Annotated in this window: 19 protein-coding genes; 6 read left to right on the top strand and 13 right to left on the bottom strand. The window is 65.6% G+C overall.

Annotation, left to right across the window (positions count from 1 at the left end; translation table 11 throughout):
* The first annotated feature begins 57 nt into the window (after nucleotides 1-57).
* The 5 genes from BPET_RS11125 to BPET_RS11105 all read left to right on the top strand — a co-directional run bounded on the left by BPET_RS11125 (nucleotide 58) and on the right by BPET_RS11105 (nucleotide 4,755).
* Entirely contained in the window at nucleotides 58-585 is a 528-nt protein-coding gene (locus BPET_RS11125; protein WP_012249104.1) for a PaaI family thioesterase, read from the top strand.
* Between the two features lie 19 nt (nucleotides 586-604).
* Complete coding sequence (locus BPET_RS11120; protein WP_012249103.1) at nucleotides 605-1,789, top strand: thiolase family protein; 1,185 nt, start codon at nucleotides 605-607, stop codon at nucleotides 1,787-1,789.
* A 12-nt stretch (nucleotides 1,790-1,801) separates the two neighbouring features.
* A complete protein-coding gene (locus BPET_RS11115; RefSeq protein ID WP_012249102.1) occupies nucleotides 1,802-2,269 on the top strand; it encodes a MaoC family dehydratase in 468 nt (155 codons plus the stop codon).
* 27 nt (nucleotides 2,270-2,296) lie between these two features.
* Complete coding sequence (locus tag BPET_RS11110) at nucleotides 2,297-3,298, top strand: aldo/keto reductase (protein WP_012249101.1); 1,002 nt, start codon at nucleotides 2,297-2,299, stop codon at nucleotides 3,296-3,298.
* Nucleotides 3,299-3,621: 323 nt separating this feature from the next.
* Nucleotides 3,622-4,755 carry a thiolase family protein gene (locus BPET_RS11105; RefSeq protein ID WP_012249100.1) on the top strand — a complete coding sequence of 378 codons (1,134 nt, stop codon included), beginning with the start codon at nucleotides 3,622-3,624 and terminating at the stop codon, nucleotides 4,753-4,755.
* Nucleotides 4,756-4,897: 142 nt separating this feature from the next.
* Here the strand turns inward: BPET_RS11105 and BPET_RS11100 are convergent, their stop codons facing one another.
* The 9 genes from BPET_RS11100 to BPET_RS11060 form a co-directional block, all read right to left on the bottom strand.
* Nucleotides 4,898-6,892: a relaxase/mobilization nuclease domain-containing protein gene (locus BPET_RS11100; protein WP_012249099.1), complete on the bottom strand. Its 1,995-nt coding sequence runs from the start codon at nucleotides 6,890-6,892 to the stop codon at nucleotides 4,898-4,900.
* A gap of 376 nt (nucleotides 6,893-7,268) precedes the next feature.
* Complete coding sequence (locus BPET_RS11095) at nucleotides 7,269-7,868, bottom strand: S26 family signal peptidase (protein WP_012249098.1); 600 nt, start codon at nucleotides 7,866-7,868, stop codon at nucleotides 7,269-7,271.
* Entirely contained in the window at nucleotides 7,865-8,410 is a 546-nt protein-coding gene (locus BPET_RS11090) for a DUF2840 domain-containing protein (protein WP_012249097.1), read from the bottom strand. Before BPET_RS11090 ends, BPET_RS11095 begins: the two co-directional genes overlap by 4 nt.
* Entirely contained in the window at nucleotides 8,407-8,691 is a 285-nt protein-coding gene (locus BPET_RS11085; protein WP_012249096.1) for a hypothetical protein, read from the bottom strand. Before BPET_RS11085 ends, BPET_RS11090 begins: the two co-directional genes overlap by 4 nt.
* Nucleotides 8,688-9,326, bottom strand: a complete 639-nt coding sequence (gene parA, locus BPET_RS11080; protein ID WP_012249095.1) for a ParA family partition ATPase — start codon at nucleotides 9,324-9,326, stop codon at nucleotides 8,688-8,690. The genes BPET_RS11085 and parA overlap by 4 nt, the downstream gene beginning before the upstream one ends.
* Before the next feature lie 253 nt (nucleotides 9,327-9,579).
* On the bottom strand, nucleotides 9,580-10,437 hold the full coding sequence (locus BPET_RS11075; RefSeq protein ID WP_012249094.1) for a replication initiator protein A: 858 nt from the start codon (nucleotides 10,435-10,437) through the stop codon (nucleotides 9,580-9,582).
* Between the two features lie 26 nt (nucleotides 10,438-10,463).
* On the bottom strand, nucleotides 10,464-10,745 hold the full coding sequence (locus BPET_RS11070) for a helix-turn-helix transcriptional regulator (RefSeq protein WP_041863808.1): 282 nt from the start codon (nucleotides 10,743-10,745) through the stop codon (nucleotides 10,464-10,466).
* A gap of 83 nt (nucleotides 10,746-10,828) precedes the next feature.
* Complete coding sequence (locus BPET_RS11065; protein WP_012249092.1) at nucleotides 10,829-11,620, bottom strand: DUF2285 domain-containing protein; 792 nt, start codon at nucleotides 11,618-11,620, stop codon at nucleotides 10,829-10,831.
* 342 nt (nucleotides 11,621-11,962) lie between these two features.
* On the bottom strand, nucleotides 11,963-12,310 hold the full coding sequence (locus tag BPET_RS11060; protein ID WP_012249091.1) for a DUF2958 domain-containing protein: 348 nt from the start codon (nucleotides 12,308-12,310) through the stop codon (nucleotides 11,963-11,965).
* A gap of 205 nt (nucleotides 12,311-12,515) precedes the next feature.
* On the opposite strand from BPET_RS11060, the gene BPET_RS11055 reads away from it, so the two are divergent.
* Nucleotides 12,516-12,809 (top strand): helix-turn-helix domain-containing protein, encoded by a 294-nt coding sequence (locus BPET_RS11055; protein ID WP_011516230.1) that lies wholly within the window; start codon nucleotides 12,516-12,518, stop codon nucleotides 12,807-12,809.
* A gap of 357 nt (nucleotides 12,810-13,166) precedes the next feature.
* On the opposite strand, the gene BPET_RS11050 is transcribed toward BPET_RS11055, so the two are convergent.
* From BPET_RS11050 to BPET_RS11035, 4 genes are all read right to left on the bottom strand, one after another.
* Nucleotides 13,167-13,481 (bottom strand): DUF736 domain-containing protein, encoded by a 315-nt coding sequence (locus BPET_RS11050; RefSeq protein ID WP_012249090.1) that lies wholly within the window; start codon nucleotides 13,479-13,481, stop codon nucleotides 13,167-13,169.
* A gap of 801 nt (nucleotides 13,482-14,282) precedes the next feature.
* Nucleotides 14,283-15,101: a ribonuclease HepT family protein gene (locus tag BPET_RS11045; RefSeq protein ID WP_012249089.1), complete on the bottom strand. Its 819-nt coding sequence runs from the start codon at nucleotides 15,099-15,101 to the stop codon at nucleotides 14,283-14,285.
* A gap of 239 nt (nucleotides 15,102-15,340) precedes the next feature.
* Nucleotides 15,341-15,550 (bottom strand): hypothetical protein, encoded by a 210-nt coding sequence (locus BPET_RS11040; RefSeq protein WP_012249087.1) that lies wholly within the window; start codon nucleotides 15,548-15,550, stop codon nucleotides 15,341-15,343.
* A gap of 62 nt (nucleotides 15,551-15,612) precedes the next feature.
* Complete coding sequence (locus BPET_RS11035) at nucleotides 15,613-17,676, bottom strand: ParB/RepB/Spo0J family partition protein (RefSeq protein WP_012249086.1); 2,064 nt, start codon at nucleotides 17,674-17,676, stop codon at nucleotides 15,613-15,615.
* Nucleotides 17,677-17,725: the final 49 nt, after the last annotated feature.

Below are 17,725 nucleotides of genomic sequence, written 5' to 3'. Positions count from 1 at the left end.
GATACATTGTACCTGCAATCTTTGTATATGCAAGTTAATGGAAAGAAGGAGCAGCGTATGTCAGTCGATGAAGTAGTCGCACGATGGGAAGCAGACGAAGCGCGTGTGCGCGCACGCTTGGAGGCACCTGATGTTGTTCCCAAGGGGCAAGCGTTCAACCGATCGGGCTTGGAGGTGTTCGAGGCGATCTTTGCAGGTGAGCTGCCTCCGCCGCCGATCGGCGACACGCTCGACTTCATTCCGGTTCACATGGAGCATGGCTCGGCAGTTTTTCAGGGGCGGCCATCGCGCCGTCACTACAACCCGCTGGGGACCGTACATGGCGGTTGGTTCGCCACGCTGCTTGACTCAGCCGTGGGTTGTGCAGTGCATACGACGCTTCCAGTCGGCAAGGGTTACACCACACTGGAACTGAAGGTGAACATGCTTCGCCCCTTGAGCGATCAGGTGCCACTGGTACGTGCCGAAGGCAAGTTGATTCACGCCGGGCGCCAAGTCGCCGTAGCCGACGGCCAGATCGTCGGCCCGGACGGAAAGATCTACGCGCACGCAACAACGACGTGCCTGATCTTCGATCGCGCTTGATTCACCTCGGGAGACGGACATGGTTCAAACTGAAATCGTCATCTGCTCGCCGGTGCGCACAGCGATCGGCACCTACGGTGGCGCGTTAAAAGACACGCCTGCGCCTGAACTTGGAGCGGCCGTTGTCCGCGAGACCCTGCGGCGTTCCGGGTTGGCAGCCGACGCCATCGACGCCGTCGTGCTGGGCCAGGTCATCCAGGCCGGCGCCAGGATGAATCCAGCGCGCCAGGCAAGCATTGGCGGCGGGCTGCCGGTGCAAGTGCCTGCATTGACGGTAAACCGAGTGTGCGGCTCCGGCGCCCAAGCCATCGCGACGGCGGCATTGGAAGTAGCGGCGGGTCACGCTGGCGCCGTGATCGCCGGCGGCATGGAAAACATGGACCAGGCACCCTACCTCGTGCCGGGCGGACGCTGGGGTAACCGCATGGGCGATGCGCTGATGCTCGACAGCATGCTGCGCGATGGCCTCAATGATGCGTTCAGCGGACAACACTCGGGCTGGCATACCGAGGATCTGGTCAACCAGTACGGCATTACGCGCGAAGATCAGGATCGCTGGGCCGCACGTTCGCAGCAGCGTTTCAGTGCTGCACAGGCTGCGGGCAAGTTTGCCGAGGAAATCGTTGCAATCGAACTGGCCGGTCGCAAGGGTGCCGTGCGCTTCGACAAGGACGAAGCCAACCGGCCCGACACAACGGTCGAAACGCTGGCCAAGCTCAGACCCGCGTTCCGCAAGGACGGCACCATCACCGCTGGCAATGCGCCGGGCCTCAACAGTGGCGCGGCAGCGGTGATCGTCACGGAACGCGCCTTCGCCGAGCGCCACGGTCTGCAACCCTGGGCGCGGCTGGTCGCCCAAGGGGTGGCCGCCGTCGAACCCGGCATGTTCGGCATCGGGCCGGTGCCAGCGGTCAAGTTGGCACTCGAACGTGCTGATTGGAAGCACACCGACATCGAACGCATCGAGATCAACGAAGCGTTCGCAGCGATCACGCTGGCGTGCCTGCGCGAACTCAATCTTGCCGAAGACATCGTCAACGTCGAGGGCGGCTCAATCGCCCACGGACACGCCATCGGTGCAACGGGTGCAGTGCTGACCACACGACTGTTGCATTCGATGCGGCGGGACGGCATCCGGCGCGGCATTGTCACGCTGTGCATCGGCGGGGGCCAGGGCATTGCGCTGGCACTCGAAGCCATCTGACGGGAGTTGGACATGACCATTCTCTATCTGGAAGACCTGGCAGCGGGGCAACGCTACGCCGGCAGCACGCGCATTCGTGTCGAAGAAAACCGCCTCAAGAGCTTCGCCACCGAGTTCGACCCCCAGCCCTTCCACCTGGACGAAACCGCTGCAAGCAGCTCGATCTTCCGGGGCCTAGCGGCGAGCGGCTGGCATACCGCCGCGATCACGATGCGACTGCTGGTGGACAGCGAGTTCAAACCGGCGGGAGGCATCGTGGGCGCGGGATTCGACGAATTGCGTTGGCCGCTTCCGGTTCGGCCCGGCGATGAGTTACGTGTGGAGAGCGAAGTTCTCGAAGTGCGGCCATCGAAATCTCGTCCCGAGCAAGGAATAGCGAAGGTCCGCACGACCACGCTGAATCAAGACGGGAAGACCGTACAGGTATCCGTGGGAAATCTTGTAGTGCCGCGTCGCCCCGGTGCGGCGCAAGAAGCGTAGAGCATTTTTCTTTTTTAGGAGCAGAGCATGAAATACACCGTCTTTGGCAGTACCGGTCTCAAGGTATCTCAGGTATCACTCGGCACCGGAAACTTCGGAACGGGCTGGGGCTATGGGGCCGATCCCGATGTCAGCACGAAAATTTTCAATACCTACGTTGAGGCCGGCGGCAATTTCATCGATTCGGCCGACGCCTATCAGTTTGGGCAATCCGAAGAGTTGCTTGGCACCTTGCTGAAGGGTCAACGCGAAAACTTCGTGCTCACCACCAAATTCACACGTGGCGCTACACCCAATGCCAACCCGCTGATCCTTGGCAATAGCCGCAAGGCCATGGTTGTCTCACTGGAGGCGAGCCTGAAGCGGCTCCAGACCGACCGGATCGACATCTACTGGGTGCATTGGCCCGATGGCGTCACGCCTACAGAGGAAATCGTCCGAGGCTTCGAGGACCTGGCACGTGCGGGCAAGATCCTATACGCAGGTATATCGAACTTCCCGGCTTGGCGTTTGGCCCGTGCAGTGACGCTGGCCGAAGTCTCCGGGGCGGTGCCCATCGCGGCCGCGCAATTCGAGCACAGCCTGGTTCGGCGCGAAGCTGAGGCCGAACTGTTCCCCGCGTCGCATGCCCTGGGCCTCGGCATCGTCACTTGGTCGCCGCTGGGAGGCGGCATGCTGACCGGCAAGTACCGCAAGGGCGAGAAAGGCCGTGCGGAAGGTTTTGGCGGCAAGGTGTTCCAGCCGGAGAACTCCGAGCAACGCACGCAGATTCTCGACACGGTGATTGCCATCGCCGAGGAACTAGGGGTGACGCCGGGCCAAGTAGCGATTGCCTGGGCCGGCACCCACGGCTCCGTACCGATCATCGGGCCGCGATCGCCCGAGCAGCTGGCCGACAACCTGGGGGCTTTGTCGGTCAAGCTGTCGGCCGAGCATATCGGTCGGCTCGATGCGGTGAGCAGCCCTGCGGCCTCGGCGCGGACTCCGATTCCTTGGGCCGAGAGTATCGCGCCGAAGGTGATTGCCTAGCTCGCCACACAACAAACTGGTAAGCCTGCGCAGGAGAATCCGGATGTGACCAAGCCGCTCAGCTTGGCCGAGCTTTATCCCAAAGCTCTAAATTCGCGCGGCACTGTCCTGGCAACGCATAGGGATCGCCTGGAAAGAGCCCATGAGCAATCATGGAAAGCGTCGGCGCGATGGTACTCGCGCGTGCCGTGGACGATCCCGAACTATCCGAAGCCATCTTGGCTTTAATGCGCGATGAGTCGATGTCGCGCTGACGTTCAGATCCACCGCTGGAGGTGGTTTTGACTATTCAGAAGAGGAAACACCATGAAAGGAAAAACATCATGAAAGCAGTCATCGCCGCCTATGCACGTTCACCATTCCATTTCGCCCGCAAGGGACGCCTAGCCGAAGTGCGGCCCGACACAATGGCCGCGCAGGTCGTGCAAGGACTGCTGCAACGCACCGACCTAGACCCAGCGCTGCTGGAGGACGTGATCCTTGGCTGCGCTTACCCCGAGGCCGCACAGGGCAACAACTTGGCGCGCATCGTCGGCTTGCTAGCCGGTCTTCCCGAGGCCGTTGGCGGGATGACGGTAAACCGCTTCTGCGGATCGTCTATGCAGGCAGTGCATATCGCGGCCGCACAGATTGAGGCGGGCATGGGAGACGCTTTCCTCTGCGTAGGCGTAGAGTCGATGAGCTTGGTACCGCAGGGCGGCTTTAACTTTTCGCCCAACCCTGAGTTGCAGACCAACACCGCTGCCTATATCTCTATGGGTGAGACGGCAGAGAACGTGGCGCAGCGTTGGGGTGTTAATCGCGCCGATCAAGATTTGCTCGCGCTGCAATCCCATCAGAAAGCCGCTGCTGCTCGCGAGCAAAGTCGGCTGGCCGACGAGATTGTGCCTATCCGTTTACAGGATGGCGAACTGGTCAATGCCGACGGCTGCATCCGCCCAGGCACCACGCTGGAGGCGCTGGCGGGACTCAAACCCGCCTTCCGGGCAGACGGCGTGGTCACGGCTGGCACGTCGTCGCCGCTGACCGATGGAGCATCAGCGGTGCTCGTCACCAGCGACGACTTTGCCGAGCGCTATGGCCTGCAAGCATTGGCGCGCATTCGTAGCTTTGCGACCGTTGGAGTAGATCCGGCCGTCATGGGCATCGGACCTATCCCGGCCACACGCAAGGCGCTGGCACGCGCTGGCCTGGCGGTGTCTGACCTGGACGTCGTGGAGATCAACGAGGCTTTCTCGTCGCAGGCGCTGGCTTGCATCCGCGACCTGGAACTGGACATGGCTACTGTGAACATCGACGGCGGGGGGCTGGCTATCGGCCACCCGCTGGGCGCTACCGGCGCTCGTATCACTGGCAAGGCTGCGGCTCTGCTGGCGCGGCAGCAAGGGCGCTATGCTCTTGCTACCCAGTGCATAGGTGGCGGGCAAGGCATCGCCACCATTCTGGAAAGGCCATGACCTTACGATAAAGGCTTCCTGCCGTTCTTGCGGGAAGCCCCAAAAATCATCTGAGCTTCAGAAGCGCCAGGCAACATTGACAAACTATCGGAGTGTGCTGCTTTGGCACACCCCACGTAGTGAGCAGACAAAGCAGCACAAGCTAGCCAACGGACAGGCCGCGCTGTCGGCCGATTTCCCAAGACACCCCGCCACCGCGCATTGTGGCGGCAAGCTGCTGCCCTAACCGCTGCTCGATCACCGGCTTCCACGGCACCAGCGAGAAGCCCATGCCATCATCCAGCATCGCGTAGCACCCGCTGGCGAGCATGACGCTGCGCCGGTAGATGCCGGCCACGCGCTGCCCGTCGGCCACCGGGCGATGCTCCAGGCCGGTTTCGCCGGCAATGTCCTTTGCGGCCTGTGCCAACTCCCGGTTGCGCAGCGTGCCCAGCAGGTTGCGCGCAAGAATCACGCGCTGCCCACGCCGCTCGGCCAGCCCTTGTTCGGCGAGGAAGTCGGCGCGCTGCTGCATCGCCTGCCTGGCCTCGCCACCGAAACCCAGGTCGCCCAGGCCCGCGCCGCCACCGATCAACTGCTGGTCGAGCCAGGTGGCCCCGATCACGCGGGCCTGCCGCTCGATGGGCAGGTGCGATTTCAGCTCCACGGCCACGCCGCCCAGGCGCTGCGCGTCGTACTGGCGGCCACGCTCGGCCAGGTCGTTCGGCACCTTCCATAGCCCTTCGGCCACGCGCTCCACGATGCCGGCCCGGCGCAGGGCCTCCAGCCGGCGGACGTGGGCGGCGATGACTTCCTGCGGGTCGCGGCCGGGCACGGCCTGGCCCTGCGCGATGGCGAGGTGGTGATCGGTGCGGTACAGGCCATCATTCGCCAGCGCGACGATGTTCCTGTCGGCCGCGCGCACGTCGGTCGATCCCTTCACCTCCACCACGGCCCCGGTGGGATAGTTCGCCAGTTCGTCGCGGGCGTTGAGTGCGACGTAGTGCGCCTTGCCGTCCACGCCGTCGATGACCAGATAGCCCCGGTCGCGCAGCTCGTCGGCCAGCCCCTTCGCGGCCACGCGCCCCAGGATGGTTCGGCCATCGTCTCCAGGCTCGAACACCGCCAGCTCGCGCGGCTCGCCCCTCATGGCCCGTTGCATGGTGCGGATGATGTCGCCGCGCTCGCCCAAGGCGCGCAGGGTCTTTTCCGCATCGGCATGGACGGCCCAGGTGCCCGGCTGCGTCTCGTCGGCCAGGCCCAGGCGCTGCAAGCGTTGCAGGCGGCCGATCAGCAGCAGGCGTTGGCGCTGCAAGCGGGGTTCGTTGAGCCGTTCGACATGCACCAGGCCATCGTCGCCAGCCTCGCGCTTCAAGGTGCGATCCAGGCTCGTCCATCGCTCCTGTTCCACCTCGCGCACCAAGGTCTGCTGGATCTCCAGCTCGGTGCGCGGCCCGAGCCACTCGGTCGCCAGCTCGGCGGCGCGGTGGCGGAAGCCGTCGGCGATGTAGTCGCCCGCGATGATGAGGTCTTCGTCCGTGTCATCGCGCCCGCGCACGACGATGTGCGTGTGCGGGTTGTCGGTGTTCCAGTGGTTCACGGCCACCCAATCGAGGCCCGTGCCCAGGTCGGCCTCAATGCGGCCCATGAGGTGCCGCGTGTAGGTGCGCAGGTCTTCCAGCTCCGCGCCATCCTCGGGCGAGAGGATGAAGCGGAAATGGTGCCGGTCGTCCGCGCAGCGTTCCTTGAAGGCGTTGAGGTCGGCGGCGTCGGTCTGCGGCCCGTAGGCTTGGCCCGGCTCACCGTCGCGGCCCACGCCGTCGCGCTCGATGTAGCGCAGGTGCTTGGCGAGCGACTGCGGGCTGGCCCGCTGGTGGTTCACTAGCAAGGTCTTGATAGTCACGCGCCGGGACATGGGCGTCAGCTTCGCACCCGCGAAGCGCGCCGCCGTGTGGCCGCGCCCGAGGCGCGAGCCGGGCCGCTGGCCGGTGCCACGCGCCGACGCCGGACGGCGCACCGTGGACTTGCCGCTGCTGGCTTTGCCTGCTTGCTTGAGCACCTTGGAAACGAAGCTCTGCCCCTGGCCCTTGCCCCGATTCTTCGGGGCCTTTGGAGGGTTTGGGCGCACGCGGAAGTCGTCGTCGTGGCGGTCGGTCATGGCTGTGCCCCCTGAAAGCTGGGGCGTGCCCCGGCGTGCGAAGCACGCGGACATGCCTGCATTGGCGCAGCTCTCGCGCCACACGCGGCACGGCGGCGAAGCCGCGCCGTGCTGCGCCACCCCCACGTGCAGACTGGCTTTCGACGCGGCCCGGTGCCGCGTCCTTTTGTCTTGCCTTCCGCCTTTGCCCCTCGCTGGCGCTCCGGGCAGCGGCGGCCCGGCGGCGCTGCTGCGCGAGCAGCCAGCGCGAAGTGCGGCGCCCGATACGAAGGATCGGCGCTTGCACTGCACGCGCGACGACATGCGGAAAGCCACGGGATCGGCACGCCCGATGGCACGACAAGATGCACGGCAACGTGCAGCGAGTCGGCGGCCATCATGGGCGGGCCTCCAGCCAGATCGGGCGCGCGACGCCGATCACGGCGGATGCGCTGACCGGCCCGAAATATCGGCTGTCGAACGACGCCGGATTGGTCACACTGAGAAGGAACAGTTCGCCAGGCCGAAGCTGCCGGCACTGCGGCCAGGATGGCAGCAGACGGCCCAGTCGGTCGGCGGGCCGGACGGCGGCCACCGGCACGCCGTCGATCCACACCAGCGCATCGAAAACGCAAACGTGCTGCGGCGCGGTCGCACCTACGCGCTTGAGCAGCGGCACGCGCGCCGGCAGGTAGCCGCGCTGCGCGGCCAGCGCGGCGGCGTCTGGCGGCAGCGTGGTCAGGACGATGCTGCCCACGGACGACGGACGTGGCAGCGAGCCGGGCCGATGGTGCAGCGGATCGACGCGATACCAGCCGACGGCCACGCTGTCGGACGGGTTATAGATCAGGCGCGGCAGCGGCTGCACGAACGAAGCCCAGGCCAGCGCAGCGAGGCCGCAGGCGGCGAAGCCAGCGAGCACGATGCGAGCGCGCAAGCGTGAGCGTGCATGCGAACGAGGACACGGTGCGGTGCCGGTGGTGGAAACGGTGGTCATGGCAGCGCCCTCCCGGTCAGCCAGGCGGCGTGCCGCTCGGCGGTGTATTCGGGCAGCGGCAGGCGCGCGGCGAGCCGGTTGGCGAGCGTGCGCCAGTACGCGGGCGAGACGGCGATGGGCGCGACGCCCAGCGCCTCGATGGCGTCGATGCGTTCCAGCACGGCGCGCACTTGCCCGTCGCCCTCGGCGTGCAGTAGCAGGCGCGCGCCCGGCTGCACGCCGGGGATGCGCTGCGCCGCATCCAGCGGTGTGCAGGCTTGCATCACCATGAGCTGCCAGCGCACGGTGCCGAAGTCGTTGGACTGCCAGCGCACGCGGCAGAACAACGCGCCCGGCAGGAACACCGCGCTACGCCGCCAGCGGTCGAGCTGGTGCGCGCGCGCGGGTTCGCCGAAGCGCAGGTAGAGCTTGAAACGGGCCTCGATGTAGGCGAGCGCGACGCGCGTCAACGGCGCGCTGGCAGGCTGGCCGATAGGCGCAGCCAGTGCAGCCGTGGCCGCGACAGCGGCAGGCGCGGTGACTGGTGGAGTGGATGCGGTCATGGTGTGTTCTCCCTGCGGTTCTCGGGAAACTCCCGCTCCAGCAGTCCGCGCAGCAGGTCGGCCACGGTCACGCCTTGCGTGAAGGCCGACACCTTGATGCGCGCCCGCATGGCGGGCGTGATGTCGAGCGTGAGGCGGGCCGTATAGAGGTCGCCCTTGCCCAGCGCATCGGCGTCGCCCTGGCGAATCCACGCCTCGGCGTGCGGATTCGCGGGCGGACGCGCGCCGATGCCGACGCGCTTTGCCGCACGTTTGCTGTTCGGTGGTGACTTCGCTGTCATGTCGTCCACCGCAGCAGTTCGTCCACCAGCGCGGTGATTTCCCGCGCGGCGGCGCTGTCCGGTGCCGTCTCGCGTGCAAGCCGGCCAGCGGCCACGCTGTCGGCGAACACGATGCGCTGATGCACTTCCGCGCGCAGCGCAGGAAGCGGCTGGTCGGCGAGCGCCTGGCGCGCTTCGCGCCCGATCACGGTGGTACTGACGCGCCGGTTGATGACGAAGGCCGCGCGGAGCAGCGGCCGGAACACCTGCGCCTCGCGGATCAGCGCCACCATCTCGGCGCTGGCCCACAGGTCATAGGGGCTGGGCTGCACCGGGATCAGCACGCGCTCGGCCGCCAGCAGCGCGGAGCGCGCCAAGGCGGCAATGCGCGGCGGCCCGTCGATGACGACGTGATCGGCGCGGCGTGCCAGCTCCGGGGCTTCCTGATGCAGCGTTTCGCGTGCGAGGCCCACCGCGCTGAATAGCCGTGGCAAGCCTTGCTGGCTTCTGCGTTGCGTCCAGTCCAGCGATGAACCCTGCGGGTCGGCGTCCAGCAGCACAACGTGCTGGCCGCGCATCGCCAGCTCGCCGGCGATGTGCGTGGCGAGCGTGGTCTTGCCCACGCCGCCTTTCTGGTTGAGCAGCGCGACGATCATGGCCTGGCCCTCCCTGCTGGAAAGCCCGGCTGTTGCTGCTGCGTTTCGCGCCGCGTGGCGGTTGTCCACCGCAGCGGCGTTTCCCTACTACAAGTTAGAGAATTTAAGTTAGGGAAGTTAGAGGGTGCGCAAACCCAGTGCTGGCGCGGGTTTGCGGCCGATTGGCACGCCTGATAGCACGATAGTCCCACGCCTGATAGCACGATACCCCGCACGCCTGATAGCACGACACGATTCACAGGCTCTCCCGGAGTTATCCCCGTGCCGTATGCGGCACGGGCCGGAAGGTCAGCAGCTCGGCGCCGCTGTCCGGCATCCGCTCGATGCCCAGAACGTAACCGGGCAGCGACTGCCGCGCGACAAGCGTGCGCAGGTCGCAGGCGAAGTCGTAGGGCTTGGCGGTGCTGCCGGATTTCTGGTGCAGGTAGCGGAAATCGAACTGCCAGCCGTATGCCTGCTTGCCGCCGTGCTTGCGCACCAGCCGGTACAGCCATCGCTCGATGCCGCCGGTCAGCCGGAAATACGCCGGGTCGATGGTCAGCACCAGGGCGGCATCCAGCACGCCCGTATAGAACCAGTCCGGCAAGATCAGCTCGATGCCCAGCGGCGTGCCGCTGGCATCGGCCAGTTCCTTCCATTCGTTGATCCACGAGAAGCGGTGCAGGCGTCGCCCGGTTGTCTCGCGGATGGACGTGGCCACCGTGGTCGATTGCAGGCGATCCAAGGCCGCTTTGAGGCGCTGGTAGTCGCGCAGCGACTTGCCGCGCCCGATGAAGCGCAGGATCTCGTAGGGCGTTGCACGGATCAGCCGCGATGGCCGCAGGCCCGCATCCTTCGCCTCCACGATCTGCGAGGCCGCCCAAATCAGCACGTCGGCATCCCAAATCGTGGCGATGCCGTGCTCGGCCGTGCCTTCCACGCGAATCGTCACCTTGCCCGCACGGAAGTCGATGGGCTTGACCCGCTTGGACTTGCCGAGCGAGAAGAACGGATAGGCCATCAAGTCCTGGCTGTCGCGCGGCGCCATGTCGCTGGGCAAGGCGCGGAACAGGTCGAGCTGTTCGCGCTCCTGCAACGGCCGCTGCCGGGACGGCAGCGCGGTGCTGGACATGGCGATGGCCTGCCGCGCGCCGCCGATCAGCGCGCACGGTTGTCAGCCGAGTGGTGCTCGGCGTATTCGGGATCGGAGGTCGTCTCGAAGCTGCGGTCGGCAGCCCAGGCATCGAGGTCGGCCACGGCGTACATGACGCGCCGGCCGAACTTGCGAAAGCGCGGGCCGCCGCCGATCACGCGCTGCTTTTCCAGCGTGCGCGGCGACAGGCGCAAGTATTCGGCGGCTTCGTCGTTGGTGAGATAGCGTTGGGGCTGCGCGGCAGCGGTCGAGACAGTGGCGGCAGGCCGCAAGGGAGCAGGACGCATGGTAAGAACCTCCATAGCTTTCAAAGCTCCGGCCACACAGCGCAACCGGATGGAGGCAGTCTCAGAAAACGAAGCCCTCTTGCTCAGGGTCGTTTTGCGTCCTTATCAAAACGACCCTTCTCAAGCGGCGCAAGCTGTGCTAGGCGGCGATAGCCGCCGCGCATCAGCGCATCGCCGCGCCGCACCAGGCGGCGCACCTTCGAGCGCAGCCCGCCGTCGCTGTACCAGTCGGCCACGGCGTCGGCACCGAACAGCCCTTCGCCCACTTCGCGCAAGGACGCACCCGCCAGGGTCGCGTCGAGCGCCTGCAAGGTGTGCAGCTCCAACAGTGCGGCAGGAGGTGGCCTGGGCATGGCATGGGCCAGCGCGGCGTCCGGCACGGGCGCATGGCAGCGGGCAGGCGCAGCAGCGCCGCCGTCACCACTTCCGCGATGAGCATGGACGACCGCCATGCCGTCCTCCAGACCCGGAGCGAGCGCGAAGCGCGAACAATGGCCGGGACTGCGCACGATCAGCGCCAGTCCCTTGCCGTCGTGCAGCAGTTGCTTGTGGCCAGGGATGCGCCAGAACGCGAACACGGCCGCATCCGGCGGCGGATCGTGATCGGGATGGAGCTGCACCACGGCGGCATTGCCGGGCAGCCAGGCCGGGTGCGCGTCGCGCGCATCCAGGGCAGGGTCTTCCAGCAGGCGCAAGCCCCAGCGCAGCGCCGCATGTTGTGCGGCCTGTGACCGGCGACGGTGGCGCATCCAGTCGAGCCGGTAATCGGGATGCCTGCGCAGATACTCCCAGGCCAGCGCCAGCATGTCCAATCCCAGGATGTACAAATAGGCGGCGGTGGGATACCAGTGGGCAACGTGATGAGGGTTGACCATAACGAAAGCTCCTGTCGAACCGCAGGAACGCCGCCACGGGCAGATCAAAACGGAGCTACCGCATCCAGGTCAAAACCGTCCTCTGTGTCAATTCAAGCTGTAACATGCGGTGTCAAGCCAGATTGGCTCCGGTGTATTGCGAATCCCGTCCGAATGCGACGGCCGCTCGACCTGAAAACGTCATGCGGCATAAAACACCGTGCCCGACTCCGCACAAAAGAGCCTGACTGATTGAGTCACACCAGCAATGGTTTGATGCAAGAGTGCGGATTCAGACCGGACAGGTCAGGAATAAGACTGAAATAGTCTCAATGCGCCCGGTCTGGCTGGAGCGCGAACGGTTCAATCGAGGATGGAACCGTTCTCCTGGGCCAGCCGCAGATATTCCGACAGCGGGCGCGCTGCCTGGAAATACCGATCCCGCATCACGGGCTGCTGGCGCGGCCCGACGATGGATGCCAGATCGGACAGCTTCACGGAGCCCAGTTCGGGCATCCCCAGCCCCAGGTCGATCAGTCCCCAGGCCGTATCGCCATCGACAGGATCGAGCGCGGCCAGCAGCCAGATGAGATGCGCGTACGGAGTGAATAGCCGCGCCACGGGCAGCGGGTCGATGGCCTCGCCACGGGCGCGAGCCTGGCCGTGGGCCAGCAACTGCCTGCGCTCGTCCTCGGTGATGAGTCGGTTCATGGGCGGCCCCTTCTTGGAACAAATCCACCCAAACGTAGCCGTATCGGCGGATTGGAAGAAATGCACGGATGAGACTGTGCGCTTTTGCAGAAAGCCTCAGAGGCGGATTTCCGTAAAAACGTAGAAGCACGAAAAAGGATCGAATCGAGTGATTGAGTTAAAGATAACGTGGTTTTAATTGTGCTGCGAATTGACGCTTCTGTCTATGCAGAAGCGAACCGTCCAGCGCGGCCGACCGGCCGGCTCCACCACCCACGACGCCGAGCTGGCTCACGCCTTCGGCGCGGCGGTGCGTGCGCTGCGGATGGAGCGCGGCATCGCGCAGGAATCGCTGGCGCACCAGGCCGGTATCGAGCGCTCCCACATGGGCAAGATCGAACGCGGCGAGCACATGCCCACGCTGGCGATCATTTTCAAGATAGCTGGCGCGCTCGAATGCAGCACGGCCGTGCTGATGAGCGAGGCTGAAAGCCAGCTCGCAGCAGCGGCCCAGCCGTAGGCGACGGCCCGGCCGATCCGGCGAAAGCCGGTTCGGCGGCGTTCAAGGGGCGCCAAGTGCAACGCGGCGGGGATGGGCCTTGCGCCGATCCCCGGAGGGCAAGCGAAGCGCGCAGCGCCGCAGGCGCGTAGGCGTGAGGGATTGGAGCCGGATGGCCGTGACGGTGAAGTCGGCACGGGGCGCAGCCCGAAAAGCCCGGCGGTGCAAAGCACCGCACGCCCGACTGTTCTTGCAACCGCAGACTCAACGCATACTCAAGCAACTCGACACGGCGCAGACTAGGCGATGGTGCTGCCTCCACGCAGCGCCGCAAAAGCAGCACTGCGCCCCGCCGCGTGGGCGGGGCGCTGGCGGCCGTCAGGCCGTCTGGGGCTTGCTGCGCGACCAGATCAGGTCGTGCGTGCCGTCCTCGCCTTCGATCAGGCGGGCGTAGACCGTGGCCGGGAACGAAGGATCGTCGAGGGTCATGGAGATGTACTCGCGCCCGGCCTCGCTGGTCTTCTTCCACGCCGCGCCTATGTCGTGACTGGCGGCCTGCAGGCGGAAGTCCGGGGCCTTCTCGTTGTCTCCCTTGTCGTTGGGCACCAGCTTGACCTTGACGTTGAGCGTCAGGGTGCGAAGCGTGCCGGTGAAGCCGTCTTTGTCTGCGGTGAAGGTGCCGATGTTGGCCATGATGGATCTCCTTTTGGTGGAACAAGGTTCGCGCCCATCGCGTCCTTGTTGTGATCCGGCCGGCGGGGGACGGGCTGGCTGCACCGCTTGCGGTCGCAACGCAGTGGAGAGCCGGGAGGCGAAAAGAATTTGTCCCGCGAGGAATCTGCGCAGCAGAGGGGAAATTGTTTTCGCCGGACGGTTGCAGCCATGAAGCCCGAGGCGCAGCCGCGCCACCGCCAGGATTCACAACGAGACAAGGACGCCTTGGGCCGAACCGCACCGAAAGGAGACAGGGCCGGCTCGGCATCCCCGCACACAGGCTGCACCGGCTTGCGCCCTGACGCGGGCCAGGTCAATACCCCAACGACAGGCGAGAACGCCCCTGCCGCATTTAGGGGCGCCAGCCTTGAGGCGTGACATGGAAGCTCCATAGCGATGCCGGGCGGGATGTCTGTGAACCGTCCTTCGTGACGTGATGGGCGAGAACCGCCAGCGTTGAGGACGGCACGCATTCGTACAACCTGCCGCAGCAAGCCCCAGCGTACCGCCCCAGCCCTGCCCATGCGGTGGGGCACTGCCGATCCGGCCCAGCCGGTTCGGCAGTGCCCGAGGGGCGCCAAGCATCGCGCGGCGGGGATAGCCCGCAGGGTTTTCCCCCGGAGGCAAGCGAAGCGCGCAGCGCCGCAGGCGCGAAGGCGTGAGGGATTGAAGCCGAATGGCCGTGATTCGGCACGAAGCATGGGGCGCAGCCCGAAAGCCCGGCGGCGCATCGCGCCGACACGCCCGAGGTATCCAACCGAACAGCGCAGACGGAAAGCGCTACGCCTTGCTGGCCTTCCACTTGGCAAACCAATGCGTGGCCGAGCGCTGCGAAATCCTCATCAGGTAAGCCGCAGCCAACGGGGTTGCTTGGGCTTCAAAGAGCTGGAAAACGCACTCCACGCCGCGCTTGCTCAAGGTTCCGTTTTCCTTGACGTTCCTCGGGTGGCCGGGCTGGGCCGATTCCATGACCGACTCCGGGATGGCCTTCATGATGCGATTCGTTTCCGCAATCACCTTGTTGGCCTTCACGATGCCTCGGTTGACCCGCTTCTTCAGCCGCTCGATCTCCGCAACGTAGGTCTTCTCCGCCGCTTCAAAGGCCAGGAAGTCGAGCGACGCCATCATCATGAACTTCTTCATCATGCCTTTGCTCACCTTCTGCCGCAGCGCCTTGGCCCGCTTGGCTGCCGTGTAGTCATACAAAGGCATCGGTTTGAAGGTCTTGGGGTCTCGCTGTCTGGTCAGATCAGAATAGGCTCCCACATCCACGGTCAGGTCATGGATCGTGTGCCCAATGATGTTGCGGTAGTCCACCAATTCCTTGAGTTCATCGCTCTCCGCCTGGTCAATGACCCCTTCGGAAACCAGCACGGCGCGGGCCAGCTCCAGCTTCTTGCCTTCCCTGGTCTTGGGTTTGCCATCACTCAGCCGATTCAGCCCATGCAGTTTGTCGGTCGCCTCGATGGAGCCCATGATGAAGCGCCGCAAATCTTCCATGTAGAAAAGGATCAGCACCATCTCAAAGGCCCGGATTTTGAGAATGTCGGCTTCCCATGCGGTAGGAGCCTTGCCATGCGGACGATGTTCTTTGTTCATTAGATATTGCCCCCCAATATCACTTCACTATAATTGCTCTTGTCATTTATGGGGGCAATGAAAGAAGGCACCGCGCGGTATTGCGATGCCTTCAACGCCGCCGCCTGAGCACAAGCGAAGGCGGAGGCGTGGTGTTCCAGCTGTTCGCCTTTGACACCGGGCGCGGCTACCGCCGCGCCCGGATTTTTGAAGTTCACCGCGCCCAGGACGGAACGGCCTGGGCGCGGTGCTGAACGTGGCTATTCCTTCGTCTCGATGATCCACCACACGGCGCGCAGCAAGGCGCGGCCCGTGATGGGGTGAATGTCGGTGAGGTCGGCGCGGGCCGACCAGCCCGAGGGCGGGCGGTAGCCGCGCACGTCGCCATCACCGTGCCAGCGGCGGGCGCGAACCGTGCCGGGTGCGTAGATGACCGCCATGTGCGGGCGGCTGGTCGTGATGCGGGTCATGGGTAGTTCTCCTTCCAGCGAAGCGCCCCGGTCGAAACCGGGGCGCTTGCCTGCGGCGCGGGTCAAGCGGCCAGCGTCTCGGCGGGTTCATCCGCCATTGCCGCGGCGTCCTCCGGGGCATCCTGCTCCGGGCCTTCGTCCTGCGCCGCTTCCTGCGGGCTTGCGGCCTTGAAGATGGCGGGCATCCAGCCCGTGCCATCGGCCAGCCGCTCGGCCTCGCTGGCAATGTCGGCCTTCTTGAGCTTCGCCAGCCGGGTGACGGATTCCGGTGCAAACGCGCCCACGGCATCCAGAATCACGGCCTTGGAAACGTGCTTGAAGTAGCCTTCTGCGGTCGGCTGCCACCATGCGGCCATGTCCAGCCCCACGGCCTGCGCGAGTTCCGCGCCCGGTTGCTGCGGCGTGGCGTGAGGCGTCACCACGTCCACCGTGGACGCCACGCACACGGCCAGCAGTCGCACCAGTTCGTCTTGCGGCTTCGCCAGCAGCGCGGCGAACAGCTCGGCGCTGTCCTCCGGCAAGGCTTCACCCGCCACCTGTTGCAGTTCGCGCAGTGCCACGGCGGCGGGCGATTCCGGCCAGTCCGGGGCCATGCCTTCCAGCCGGTCTTGCACTTTCAGGCCCACGCCCAGCGGCAGAGAATCACGGCTGAGGCCGTAGCGGCTTTCCTGCAAGACGGTCTGCACCATGCCATGCACCAGCGCGGCCAGAGCGACATGCGGATGCCGTGCGACTTCGATTTGCAGCGCGGCAGTGCGATGCGCACTCAGGCGCTGCGCCAGCCGGTCGGACACGGCGGCGGTCTTGGGCGCTTCGTCGTCTTCGCCTTCCTCATCGTTCGCGGCATCCTCGCCGCTGAACCCTTGGCGCAGCCTTTCCAGCGTGCGCAGCGCTTTCGCCTCGGCTTCGCGCAGCAGGCCGCGATGAATCACGGCCTCGCCGTTGCGGTCGATGGTGACGATGGCACCGGCTGCGGCCTTCACGTTCGGGCTGTAGTCCTGCAAGCCATCTTCCAAAGCCTGCAACTGCTCGCCAACGGCTTCTCCTTCCTCCTGCAAGGCGTCGGCCTTGTCCTCGTCGTCGGCGTCCAGCGCGTCATCTATGGCTGCGGCCAGTTCCTGCATCTTGGATTGCAGCTTCTCGATGCGCTGCGCTTCGCGCTTGGTCGGCTCGCGCCGTTCCCTCGGCGCACGCTGGAAGGCGTGCAGGTCGGCATGGGTCACGCCCGGCGTGGCATCCACCCACGCCCACCCCTCGGCGCGGACAGTGGCGGCGATGCCTGCCAGCTTGTCTTGCGCCAGCCGTTCCAGCAGTGCGGCATCCGTCAGATACACACCCGCATCATCTTCCGCGAACAGGTCACGGCGGATGCCACCGCCTGCGGCCTCGTAGGTTTCCAGTCCGACGAAGCGCACCAGCGGATGCCGGTAGGCGTCGATTTCGCGCTCGGTGAGGCGTTCGCGCAAGTGCGAGGGATGGCGCTGCCACTGCGGTGCATCGTAGAACGCACTTTCCTGCGCTGCGTGGTCGTCGGTGATGGCAAGGGCCATCAACTGGTCAAGGCTCACGGCGTCGGCCCGATAGTCAGCCATCAGACGCGGGGAAACATTCGCCAGCTTCAAGCGGCGCTGCACCACCAGCGGCGTGACGGAGAAATCCGCCGCAATGTCCTCGATGGGTCGGCCCTCCATCACCAGTGCCGCGAAGGCTTCAAACTGGTCTGCCGGGTGCATTGCTTCGCGCTGCACGTTCTCGGTGAGGCTGGCGGTGCGGGCCGTGCCATCGGCCACCAGCAGGCAAGGCACTTCCCATTCCTTGCCGATACGGTGTTTCTTCGCCAGCAGCTTCAACGCGGCGAGGCGACGGCCACCCGCGACCACCTCGTAATGCTCGCCATCGGCGGATGCGATCACGATCAGGTTTTGCAGCAGGCCCACGCGCTGGATGCTCGCGGCCAGTTCGGGGATGGACATGCGCGGGGTCTTGCGCACGTTGCGGCCCGTGGGGCGCAGCACCAGCCGCGACAGCGGAACCAGAATCAGGTTCTTGGTCGGGTCGGCGGCTTCCAGCGGGACAGCGGCGGCGGCATTGACGGCGCGGGCTTCGGTTTGCGTAGTGGCGTTCATGGTGAATCTCCAATCGAGTGAAACAAGGGAATGGAGGGGAACCGCCCCT

The sequence above is a fragment of the Bordetella petrii genome (genome assembly GCF_000067205.1).
Lineage (GTDB): Bacteria > Pseudomonadota > Gammaproteobacteria > Burkholderiales > Burkholderiaceae_B > Bordetella_A > Bordetella_A petrii.
The sequence above is the reverse complement of the archived record's forward strand: the minus strand, read 5'-3'. Positions and strand labels throughout refer to the sequence as shown.